The following is a 12458-nucleotide window of genomic DNA, read 5'->3' as shown; positions in this document are numbered from 1 at the left end:
GCTACAAGATAAAATTACTGAGATGGTAAACCAACTAACTCCTGAACTTATAAAATCTATCACCAGTTATCAATTATACACTAAAACATTTTTTGAGTATTTTTAAATCAGAAATGGTATTACTTCCTTGAGAACTCATAAGGACAACGGATATGCAGCCATGTCAGAAAAAATGGTAGCTCTGGCAGCCGAGCAAAAAGGGTTTTTAGGAATTGAATCTGCCAGAAATGAATTGGGCATTACAGTTTCCTATTGGGAAAGTTTAGAAGCTATTAAAAATTGGAAAATGCACATTGAGCATACAGAAGCCAGAAATAAAGGCAGAGCTATCTGGTATAAAAATTTTAAAGTAAGGATATGCAAAGTGGAAAGGGATTATGAGTTTATGAAATAGCTCATTTTACAAGTTCTAACGTTGCTTTGATAGGATAATGATCTGAAAGTTTAACATCATAATTTTTATGAGCATTGATTTTGAAATTTTTATCGGCAAAAATATAATCTATCCGAAACGGAAATCTTTTAAACTTATATGTAGTGCCAAAACCTTTGCCGGCCACTAAAAAAGAATCTTGAAAATCGTTTCTAACATTTTTATAAGCCCATGAATAGGCTGTGTTATTTAAATCACCGGCCAATATAACCTTGTACTTGCAAGATTTTACGTGTTTGTTCAAAGTGTCAATTTGCTGCTGTTGAACTTTAAAGGACTGACGTACTTTTTTTACTAATTTTTCTGAATCATCATGCCCAAAATAGTTTGCGTCGGGAATTATCCCCAAAGAAGCCAGATGAAAAGTGTAAACTCTAATAGTGTCTTTATTTTTAACAATATCTATAAACATAGATGATGATAAAGTCTTGGTGTGTCTAATTATACCTTCGTTTATAATGGGGTATTTTGAATACATAGCTAAACCTACCCGATTGTTTTTTAGTTTTATTGGGTCGGTATAGTCCCAAGTAGGCGGATTGCTAAAATATGGATAATCTAATTTAAAGTTTTTTATTGTTCTAAATTCTTGTAAGGCCAAAACATCAGGATTTTCTTCGGTAATAAATTGTTTTATTTTAGTTTCGATACTATTTACATTTATCCATTTGTACATGTTAAACTTTCTGACATTAAAACTCATTATACTTATAGAATCAGCTTCTTTAGTAGTGTTATCATCAAATTTATACAATTGCGGAATTAAAAAATAGCTTAATATTAAAATTAAGAACGATTGTAGCAACTGTTTTTTAAATCCTATTAAAATCCAGTACAGAACAAAAAGAACATTGCCAATAATTAGAACGGGAACCAACAAGCTTAACAATGAAATAATTCCAAAACTATTTGGGGAAAGGTTTGGCAAAAAAAATGAAAATACCAGCCCTATTGCAAACAGCGTGTTAACAATAAATATTATTTTATTAAAAAAAGATAGTTTTTTCAAGGTTTTGAATTACTAGATTAATTTTTACCGATCTTAAAAAGAAAATCTTTCTCTTCTTGTGTTAGAGCTTCATAGCCCGATTTGCTTATTTTGTCTAATATAGCATCTATTTTTTGTTGTTGAGTTGATGACGCTTTTGTCTTTTTTTGTGGATTGGGGTTTTTATAAACTGTTTTAAGTGGTTTCTCTTTTTTAGACTTAAAAATAAAACCGAACAGATTACTAAAACTTTTTCCTTGATTGGTTTGATTGGTCAACAAGAAACCGATCAGTGCTCCGCCCAAATGTGCCAAATGCCCACCAGTATTACTTATGGGCAATTGTATAACATCTATCAAAATCATACCTACTGCAATATACCACAATTTTATAGCTCCGATAAACCTTAAGTGGATGGCATAATTGGGTATCTTAGTGGCTAAACCGACTAAAATAGCGGTTACGCCAGCGGAAGCACCTAATAAAACGGAATTACTCCCTTTTAAAGCGGGAAAAAAATTATAGCTTGTCAAATAAATGATGCCACCAACAACAATTCCCGATAGATAATAAATCAGAAAATCGCGTTTTGAAAAGAAATCTAAAAATAAATTACCAATATAATATAATAGTATAAGATTAAATAGAATGTGTAAAAAATCCGCATGTAAAAAACCATAAGTGACTATTGTCCAGGGTTTTGTTAAAAATTGCTCGAAACCAGCGGGCAAAGCAAACCAATTTACAAACAAATTATCATTCCATTCCATAAAAGTAGAAAAAACCCTAAAAAGCAATGTTATCACAAATACAACTATAGTGGCATAAATAATCTGTTCCGCAATAGTTGCAGTTTTTATTTTATATACTATTTTATCTTTTATGCTGTTCAATTTTTTTATTTTTTAACTTTTATTTATCCCATCGTTTAAACTGGTTTTGTTTCCAAAACAACACAATTATTAACCCTACAATAGCACCACCAACATGAGCAAAATGGGCAATACCTGCCCCGAAAATTGAATATCCAGTAAAACCAGAGAATAGATCTAATCCAATCAATACGGGAATAAAATATTTGGCAGCTATGGGTACAGGAAAAAATATTAATGCTAATTTTGCATTAGGGAATTTCATACCAAATGCCACTAAAATACCGTAAAGTGCACCAGAAGCACCAACGGCAGGGGTATGAAATATTTTCATCGCAGTGAAAAGTGCTTTATTTTTATTAGGATTTCCGTTTATCATCAAATCTGAAATTTGACTATTAGTTATTCCCAATTGAAGTAATTCTTGAATTGCCATGTTATACTGAATATAATTTACACCAGTATAGATAAGGGCGGCACCAATACCAGCTGAGAAATAAAAGAATAAAAATTTATTTCGGCCCCAAAGTTGTTCTAAGGGGCTGCCAAACATATAAACACCAAGCATATTAAATGCAATATGCATTAACGATTGCTGACTGTGCATAAACATATGTGTTATGTACTGCCATAAACCAAAATTTGGGTTTTCAGGAAAATGTAAAGCAAATAAATCCTGTAATGGTGGATAAGCAAATTTCGCCACTAAATAAAGTAGCACATTAATAATAATGATGTGCTTAACGGTATCCGTAATTCTTCCCATTGCTATTATTTATTAGGATTTTAATTGTCAAATTTAAGTTGAATTTCTTCAGAAGAAAGGGTAATGAAGGTTTTTTTGCCAAAAGGCGATTGATTAGGTTCCTTACAAGAAAATAATTGTTCTAAAAGCTCTTCTTGTTCTTTACTGTTCAATTTTGTTCCGTTTTTAATGGCCAAGCTTCTTGCTAAACTCTTGGCAATGGTGTCCAATTGGCTAAAACTAGAATTGGGTATTTCATTTTTTATGTCTTCAAATAGTTCTTCAAATAGCCCTTGTACGTTATTTTGATTAACATTTACCGGAATGCCATCTAAAGTAATCGTATCATTTTCAATGCTGGAAAATTGAAACCCAACACTTTCTAAATCTGATCTGATTTCTTTACAAAGAGCAATATCTTCCTTATTAAACACCAAGGTTAATGGAAATAATAATTGCTGGCTGGAAGTATCCTCAACAGTCATTTTTGTCAACAATTCTTCATATAATATACGCTGATGTGCCAAGTTTTGATTGATATATACCACGCCCGATTTAATTACACTTAAAATATATTTTTTATGTACCTGATGTGTTTTTGATTTCACTTCATTTTCTGAAGTCTCAAATAACTCTTGATTGACCACTTCTGCTTCCACTTCAATTTGTTGAACGTCCACGGCAGTTTCCGTACCGGTATATAAAGACTCCCATTGAGCGGCTTTTGGTTTTTGAAAAGATTTAGTGGAAACTTCACTTTCAAAAGGATTAAAACTGGGGTTAACTTTTATTTTTGGTGTAGCAACCGATGTTTTATCTTTAAAAGAATACGGCACATCCAAAGTTTCATCTCTGTTAAAATCTAACACTGGGGCTACATTATATTGCCCTAAGCTATGCTTAATGGTAGATCGTAAAATTTGGTATAGAGCTTGTTCATTATCAAATTTAATTTCTGTTTTTGTGGGATGAATATTAATATCAATTGTATTTGGAGGTACGCTCAAATATAAAAAATAGGAGGGATGGTGACCTGTAGGCAACAATTGATCAAAAGCATTGATAACGGAATGATGTAAATAACCGTTTTTTATAAATCTATTATTTACAAAGAAAAATTGCTCCCCTCTTTTTTTCTTGGCAAATTCGGGTTTTGAAACAAATCCGTCTATGGTTATAATATCTGTATGTTCTTGGATAGGGACTAATTTTTCGTTTATTTTTTTTCCAAAAACGGCAACAATACGTTGTCGTAAATTACTGCTGTTTAAATTCAGTATTTCACTTTCATTACTGTAAAAGTCAAATGCAATTGAAGGGTGTGTAAGGGCTACACGATAAAACTCATCCTTAATATGACGCAATTCTACGGAGTTAGACTTCAGAAAATTTCTACGGGCGGGAATATTAAAAAACAAATTTTTCACAGCAATACTAGTACCAGTTGGGGTGGCAATAACATCTTGATTTTGAATGGTACTACCTTCAATTTTTATATGTGTGCCCAACTCTTGGTCTGATTGTTTTGTTTTTACTTCAACATGGGCAATGGCGGCAATAGAGGCTAATGCTTCACCCCTAAAACCTTTGGTACTTAGATTAAAAAGATCTTCTGCCGTTCTTATTTTTGAAGTGGCGTGACGTTCAAAGGACAATCGGGCATCGGTTGTGCTCATCCCTTTACCATTGTCAATAACCTGTACCAAGGTTTTACCAGCATCTTTAATGAGTAATTTTATTTCCGTAGCACCAGCGTCAATAGCATTTTCAAGCAATTCTTTGACTACGGATGCGGGACGTTGAACCACTTCGCCGGCAGCAATCTGATTGGCAACATGATCTGGAAGTAGTTGAATAATATCTGACATTTATTTCAGTTGAAAAATGGACAAATCAAAATCTATAATGTATAGAAAAATAAATACTAAAATAGCGATGATAATTAAAATTGTTTTGTTGACACCTTTTGAGTTTTTTGTTTCTTCAAAAGCGTGACTGAATTTTGCCTTCAGATTTTTTTTACCAACGGTTGTTCTAAATTCATCAAATTTATGCTCTATTTTATAAGGATTGCCCTCTCCTTTATAATATCTAGGGGTGTATTCAAATTTTTTATTTGTGCGTTTTAAAAATCCCATAACTAATAATTTTAATTAAAATTTAGTTTAATTACACCAAAAACTAAACCAAAACCAAATTTACAGAAATTATTAGGGGCAATCAAAAAATATTTTAGAAATTACTTGTTAAATCTATGCCAAGGTCGCCATTTTAATAGCGGCAACAGCACATTCTACACCTTTATTTCCGTGCTTTCCTCCTGATCTGTCAATAGACTGCTGCATGGTATTGTCAGTTAGCACACAAAAAATAGTGGGAATATCAAACTGGATGTTCAAATCTTTAATCCCCTGCGAAACAGCTTCGCAAACAAAATCAAAATGTTTGGTTTCACCTTGTATTACACATCCTATGGCAATTATAGCATCGAATTGTCTTTGTTTTAATAGGTGTTTACTTCCGTAAACCAACTCAAAGCTCCCAGGCACGTTTAATCGTGTAATGTTATTTTTTGACGCACCATTATCCAATAAAGTATCAACCGCACCTTGATAAAGATTTTCGGTAATAGAAGAATTCCATTCAGAGACAACAATGCCAAATTTTAAATTTTCAGCATTAGGAATAGTTGATTTATCGTAATCTGATAAGTTTGTGGTTGCCATAAAGGCTTAATTTTGAGCGGATAATCTTGCCCTGTTTAAATAAATATCAATTTTAGCTCCTTCATCAGAATTGGGATATTCATTTTTTATTTTGGCAAATAATTCTTCTGCTTTTTTATAATTTCCCATATCCATCGCAATATTGCCAGCTTTGAACAAATATAAAGGAGTGGTAAATTCGTTGCTTTTAAAATTGGCGGCTTTTATGTAATGCTCCATGGCATCTTCAGGTTGGTTTACTTGAGAAAAGGCATCACCAATATTACCTTCTGCAATAGCTCCTAAAATTTCATCATCGGTAGAAAAATCACTTAAAAGCTTAATGGCTTTTTCGTATTCGCTGGTTTTTAAATATGAAATACCAGCCATATATTTGGCTAAATTACCAGCATCGGTATTGCCATAGTTATCAATAATATCTATTAATCCGTATTTTCCATCGGCACCGTTAAGGGCTAAATTGTATAACGAATCAACAGCAACTGTGGCCGATCCCGATTCTGCTTGGTCAAAAAAGCTCTTTGGGTACGCCAATTCATTTGCGGCATCTATACCTTTGGGTTCAATAACAAACTTGTTATAAGCCAAATATCCTAAAATAATAGCTGCAACCGCTACTAAGCCGATCATTAGTGGCTTACTGTTTTTTTCGACCCATTTTTCGGATTTTGAAGCAGTTTCATCTAAAGTATTAAATACTTCTGCCGTTGTACTTTCTTCTTCAATTTTAGAGATTTTGTCTTTATTCGCTTTACCTCCTCTTTTCTTATATGTTGCCATTTCTATGTCAAAATTTGTGGGTGCAAAAATATAATTTTTTATGATATAATATTCCTATTTATTGATCTAAATTTCGTTTTTTTGCATTGAACCGTAAATAAAGCATGCATTTAAAAAAAATAAGCTTAGTTAATTATAAAAATTTTGAGGCAGAAGCTTTTGAATTCAACACAAAAATAAATTGCTTTGTGGGCAATAACGGTGTGGGTAAAACCAATGTGTTGGATGCCATTTATCATTTAGCTTTTACCAAAGGTTACTTTAATAGTATTGCGGTTCAAAATATTCAGCACCACAAAGATTTTTTTGTTGTTGAAGGCGTTTTTGATCTTGATAAAAAAGAAGAACTAATTAACTGTAGTGTTAAGAAAGGGCAGAAAAAGATTGTAAAGCGTAATGGAAAGGAATATGAAAAGCTTTCTGAGCATATTGGGTTGATTCCAGTGGTTATTATTTCCCCTAACGATACTAATTTAATTAGTGAAGGTAGCGATGTCAGAAGAAAATTTATGGACAGCGTCATAGCTCAGTCAGATAAAGCCTATTTACAAGATTTAATAAGTTACAATAAAGTGCTTTCTCAACGGAATGCCTTGTTGAAATATTTCGCTTCCAACCACACATTTGATGCCTTGAACATTGACGTTTATAACAAACAGCTAATTGATTTTGGTGATAAAATTTATCAAAAAAGAAAAATATTTTCAGAAAATTTTGCTCCTATCTTCAAAAAAAGATACACACACATCAGTAACGAGGATAAAAAGGTAAGTTTTGAATATAAAAGTCAACTAGAAAAAAAAGATTTTGATGCACTTTTGAAAAAAAGTTTAGAAAAAGATAGGGTTTTGCAATATACTTCGGTAGGAATACACCGTGATGACTTGTTATATTCGATAGAGGGTTACCCTATAAAGAAGTTTGGTTCGCAAGGACAACAGAAAACGTATTTAATTGCTTTAAAATTGGCAGAGTTCGATTTTGTAAAAATACATTCAAAAAAGACACCAATTTTGCTTTTGGACGATATTTTTGATAAATTAGACGAAAATAGAGTGTCAAAAATTGTAGATTTGGTAAACGACGATAATTTCGGGCAGATATTTATAACCGATACCCATGCGGAAAGAACAGAAAATGTAATAAAAAAGACCGAACAGCCTTATAAAATGTTTGAATTGAATTAGATTATGAGTAACAGAAGAAATAACGAGTTTTTATCGATAAAAGACGTAATGTCAACTGTTTTGCAAGAAAATAAATTGCAAAAGGGCATAGATTTAGTTTTGGTAAAAGAAGCTTGGGCAGAGGTAATGGGTAGCGGTGTGGCCAGTTACACTAACGATATACAGTTTAAGAATGGTGTTTTATACATAAAACTCACTTCTTCCGTTCTGAGAGAGGAATTAAGTTACGGAAAAGAAAAAATAGTTAAACTTTTAAATGAAAAGTTAAATAAAATGTTAATAAAAAGCGTTAAGTTAATATAGCATTAATGTATAATTTGTATATTTGCGGATTAAGAAAAAGTCTCTAAAGACGCTAACACTAATAAAAAAATGATGAAAAAATTACTATGTACACTAACTTTGCTGTTTTTTGCTCTTGGAGTAATTCAAGCACAGGAAGATATTGAGATTGTTGGAAATGGTACCGTTATAGTCGATGGACAGACTGCTATAAGTACCGCTGATGATACGGATTATGGAACTACTACTGTAGGTACACCAGTCACAAATCAATTTACAATTAACAACACTGGTACATCAACCTTATTTATCAGCTTACCACCTAGTATAAATGATTTAGGTACAGGTACAGCAGATTTTTCTACTACAAGCCCTTCTTTTTCTGTGCCTGCAGCGGGATCAACAACATTCGATGTTACATTCGATCCAAGTGTGGCTGGTGTTCAGAGTGTTGAAATATCTGTAACCAGTAGTGACCCTGACGAAAGTCCTTACACATTTAATATTGGCGGTACGGGTACGTTACCAATTGCTCCTGATGCAGAAATAACCGGAAATGGTACCATAATTGTTGATGGACAAACTGCCATTAGTACTACTGATGATACTAATTTCGGAACAGCAACTATTGGTACACCAGTAACAAAGCAATATACAATTAATAATACTGGGACTGCTACTTTATTTATCAGTTTACCACCTAGTATAAATGATTTAGGAACTGGCACCTCAGATTTCTCAACAACAAATCCTGCTTTTTCTGTTCCGGCAGCGGGAACGACAACATTTGATGTAACGTTTAATCCAACTGTTGCTGGTGCCCAGACGGTTGAAATGTCAATTACCAGTAATGATCCAGATGAAAGCCCATACACATTTAATATTGGTGGAACAGGAACTTTACCTATTGGTCCAGATATTGAAATAACGGGCAATGGTACCATAATAGTTGATGGTCAAACAGCGATAAGTGCATCTGATGATACTGATTTCGGTTCAACCCCAGTTGGTATACCAGTTACACGTCAATTTACAATTAATAATACTGGGACTTCAGCATTATTTATCAGCACCCCCCCAAATATAAATGACTTAGGAACTGGCACATCAGATTTTTCAACAACTAATCCTGCATTTTCAGTGCCAGCTGCTGGATCGACTACATTTGATGTTACTTTTAACCCAAGTGTTGCAGGTGCTCAATCCGTAGAAATATCAGTAACTAGTAGTGATGTCGATGAGAGCCCATATACATTTAATGTGGGTGGTACAGGTATAACACCTGTAAATCCTGATATAGAAATAACGGGCAATGGTACCATAATAGTTGATGGTCAAACAGCGATAAGTGCATCTGATGATACTGATTTCGGTTCAACCCCAGTTGGTACACCTGTTGCTCGACAATTTACTATTAATAATACGGGAGCTTCAACGTTATTTGTTAGTTTGCCACCAGGTATAAATGATTTAGGAACAGGCACTTCAGATTTCTCAGCGACCAATCCAGCATTTTCAGTCCCTCCAGCAGGAACAACAACATTTGATGTTACTTTTAACCCAAGTGTTGCAGGTGCTCAAACGGTTGAAATATCTATTACAAGTAACGATCCGGATGAGAATCCCTACACTTTCAATATTGGAGGTATTGGTACCGCCGTTGGTGTAGAAATGGATGTTACAGGTTTAGGAAATCCAATAAATGATGGAGATGTTACGACTAGTATAACCAATGACACTGATTTTGGTTCAGTTGATGTATCCACAGGAAGTGTAACCCATACGTTTACTATCGAAAATAATGGGACTTTAGATTTGAATTTAACTGATCCGAGTCCTTACGTTACTATTACGGGAATAGACGCGGCTGATTTCACGTTGGTAACTGTTCCTACAAGCCCTATTGTGGCAAGTAGTAGTACTACATTTAACATAACATTCGATCCTACTGGAGCTGCCTTAACAACAAGAAATGCACTTGTTACGATTGCTAATGACGATGCGGATGAAAACCCTTATACCTTTGCCATTTCAGGTACTGCTATAGATGGAAATACGGGTAGTCCTTTAATGATAACTCAATATTATGAGGGTGAGGGTAATGATCAATGGATTGAAGTTAAAAATATTTCAACTCAAACAATTACCGCTGGTGTTTATAATTTGTGCTTATATACTAATACAGGTACTAGACAAGGCGTTATCAACACAACTGCCCCTGCTCAGAGTGTAGGTATAAGTGGTGCAGGGGGTGCTATATTACCAGGGGAAGTCATTCTTTTTTATAATGATATAGGTGGTGGAGCTCCAGCTTTACCTGCAGCTGGAAATTTAGGATCTGCACATACAATACCCACAACGGTGTGTAATTTTACAGGTAATGATGTTATTTTGATTTCCACTTCAACAGGTACAAATTCTTATAATGACAGAATTGATATTGTGGGGGTAGTACCTCCTCCATCAGGGTTTCCACCTAACTGGGGTCTTAATAAGAGTTTGATTAAGGGCTGTGGTACTACACAGCAACCATCATTGGTTTTTGATCAAAATGATTTTATTGAATTGTTTTTGGATGAGGTAAATGCTGCTGATCCTGATAGTAATATAGCTTTAGGTACACAGCTCTTAGGTATAACTGTTTGGACAACTTCTTGGAGCAATGGTACACCTGGCAGAACTAGAAATGCAATTATCAATGGTACTTATAATGCTACTGACGGATCTTTTGGGGCATGTAATCTAACCATTAATGGAAACCTCAATTTTAACAGTGGAACTTCAAATTATGTTGAGGTAAACGATAACTTAATAATAAATGGTACGTTCACTATTGGGGATCAAGAATCACTATACTCTGTAAACGTTTTAAATCCAGGTACTGATCCTGTTTCGGTTACAGGATCAATAACCAAATTGGAAACCACAACCACTTTGAATGATAGCGATGATTACACCTTTTGGTCTTCTCCAGTAGAAAATGCAAATATATCAACAGTTTTTGCAGCACCTACTTATCAGCAAACAAGATTATTTTATTGGGATCAATTAGCACCCAATGTAAACGATCACGGTGGTAGTGAAGCATTGGGCGAATGGCTTTCCGCAACAGGTCTTACCATGAAACCAGGAAAGGGCTATATTTCACAATCACCTCAGAGTGATCCTTATCCAGCTAATTTTAAAGCTACAGTTTCTTTTTCAGGTACACCTAATAATGGTTCAGTTGATTTAGATGCTAGTGATAATGATGTTATTTTCAATAATAATGGTAACCCAAATGATGACTTGAATTTAGTAGGTAATCCATATCCGTCGGCAATAGACGCAATAGAATTTATTAATGATGGTAATAATGCAATTTCGATTAACGGTACACTTTGGTTTTGGACACACAAAACACCAAATAATCAAAATCCAACAGGAGAACAATACACCAATGACGACTATGCTTCTTATAATTTATTAGGAGGTTTATCTGGTGGGCCAATTACAGGTGGTTTACCAGCACCATCTGATCCATCAGGTCCAATACCTAACGGAATTATAGGTTCGGGACAAGGTTTTATGGTACAGACAAATTCTACAATACAAAAAGTTTCATTTACCGATGGTATGCGTGTTAAAGGTCAAAATACTCAATTTTTTAGAGGTGTAGATACTAAAAAATCTTCAGCAGAAGAAAGAGATAGAATATGGTTAAATGCAGAGAGCAGTGAAGGTGGAGCCTTTAGTCAAATTTTAGTTGGTTTTGTAGAAGATGCTACGGATGGTTTTGATAGAGTTTATGATGGTATTAAAATAAGTGAAGGACATATAAACCTATATTCAAAAATTGATACGTTGAAATATGGTATTCAAGGTTTAAGTAGTTTTAGTGTAGATAAGAAAGTACCTTTGGCATTTAATACCTACATAGAAGATGCCTCGATAACCTACACTATAAGTATACATCGTTTTGAAGGGGAGTCTTTAAGAAATAATGATATTTATTTATTTGACAATGAACTAAATGTAATACATGATTTAAAACAAGGTGCGTATAACTTTACTGCTGCAACAGGAAGTTACGATAATAGGTTTACCCTTCAATTTACAAAAACTACCTTAGGTGTTGATGATTTAGAATTAAATAATAACTTTGTTGTCGTTAACGAGGAAAATGCTCTTTTAGTTAAATCAAATACTGTAGTAAGTCAAATTAAAATGTATGACATTACGGGTCGACTATTAGTAAACATGCTGCCAAATGAGAGTGAGTTTAGAATTAACACCCACAATATCAGAAAAGGTACAGTACTTATTTTAAATACAACTTTTGAAAACGGAACAGAAATCAGTAAAAAAGCAATTAAATATTAATAGTATTTAATGCAATAAGTGGAAATTAATAATGCCTCGAATTTTCGAGGCATTTTTTTGTTTTAAAGATATATTATGCCCCT

11 protein-coding genes are annotated in these 12458 nt (G+C 33.7%); 4 read left to right on the top strand and 7 right to left on the bottom strand.

The features are described from left to right. The first annotated feature begins 127 nt into the window (after positions 1-127). A complete protein-coding gene (locus tag UMM65_RS08050; protein ID WP_415859559.1) occupies positions 128-394 on the top strand; it encodes an antibiotic biosynthesis monooxygenase family protein in 267 nt (88 codons plus the stop codon). A 1-nt stretch (position 395) separates the two neighbouring features. Here the strand turns inward: UMM65_RS08050 and UMM65_RS08045 are convergent, their stop codons facing one another. From UMM65_RS08045 to UMM65_RS08015, 7 genes are all read right to left on the bottom strand, one after another. Beyond that, positions 396-1442 (bottom strand): endonuclease/exonuclease/phosphatase family protein, encoded by a 1047-nt coding sequence (locus UMM65_RS08045; protein ID WP_321975985.1) that lies wholly within the window; start codon positions 1440-1442, stop codon positions 396-398. A 17-nt stretch (positions 1443-1459) separates the two neighbouring features. Continuing rightward, complete coding sequence (locus UMM65_RS08040; protein ID WP_321975984.1) at positions 1460-2314, bottom strand: rhomboid family intramembrane serine protease; 855 nt, start codon at positions 2312-2314, stop codon at positions 1460-1462. Positions 2315-2333: 19 nt separating this feature from the next. Next, positions 2334-3059, bottom strand: coding sequence for a rhomboid family intramembrane serine protease (locus UMM65_RS08035; RefSeq protein ID WP_321975983.1), 726 nt, complete (start codon positions 3057-3059; stop codon positions 2334-2336). 20 nt (positions 3060-3079) lie between these two features. Beyond that, positions 3080-4906 carry a DNA mismatch repair endonuclease MutL gene (mutL, locus tag UMM65_RS08030; protein ID WP_321975982.1) on the bottom strand — a complete coding sequence of 609 codons (1827 nt, stop codon included), beginning with the start codon at positions 4904-4906 and terminating at the stop codon, positions 3080-3082. Then, on the bottom strand, positions 4907-5176 hold the full coding sequence (locus tag UMM65_RS08025) for a riboflavin synthase subunit beta (RefSeq protein ID WP_321975981.1): 270 nt from the start codon (positions 5174-5176) through the stop codon (positions 4907-4909). 114 nt (positions 5177-5290) lie between these two features. After that, positions 5291-5764, bottom strand: coding sequence for a 6,7-dimethyl-8-ribityllumazine synthase (ribH, locus tag UMM65_RS08020; protein ID WP_321975980.1), 474 nt, complete (start codon positions 5762-5764; stop codon positions 5291-5293). Positions 5765-5770: 6 nt separating this feature from the next. Continuing rightward, positions 5771-6544: a tetratricopeptide repeat protein gene (locus UMM65_RS08015; RefSeq protein ID WP_321975979.1), complete on the bottom strand. Its 774-nt coding sequence runs from the start codon at positions 6542-6544 to the stop codon at positions 5771-5773. 104 nt (positions 6545-6648) lie between these two features. Here UMM65_RS08015 and recF point away from each other — a divergent pair, with 104 nt between their 5' ends. From recF to UMM65_RS08000, 3 genes are all read left to right on the top strand, one after another. Then, positions 6649-7731: a DNA replication/repair protein RecF gene (gene recF / locus UMM65_RS08010; RefSeq protein WP_321975978.1), complete on the top strand. Its 1083-nt coding sequence runs from the start codon at positions 6649-6651 to the stop codon at positions 7729-7731. A gap of 3 nt (positions 7732-7734) precedes the next feature. Continuing rightward, positions 7735-8034, top strand: a complete 300-nt coding sequence (locus UMM65_RS08005; RefSeq protein WP_321975977.1) for a DciA family protein — start codon at positions 7735-7737, stop codon at positions 8032-8034. 69 nt (positions 8035-8103) lie between these two features. After that, positions 8104-12375: a beta strand repeat-containing protein gene (locus UMM65_RS08000; protein ID WP_321975976.1), complete on the top strand. Its 4272-nt coding sequence runs from the start codon at positions 8104-8106 to the stop codon at positions 12373-12375. Positions 12376-12458: the final 83 nt, after the last annotated feature.

Source organism: Aureibaculum koreense, from assembly GCF_034296135.1.
In the GTDB taxonomy this organism is placed as follows: Bacteria; Bacteroidota; Bacteroidia; order Flavobacteriales; family Flavobacteriaceae; genus Aureibaculum.
This window is presented reverse-complemented; position numbering and strand designations above follow the sequence as displayed.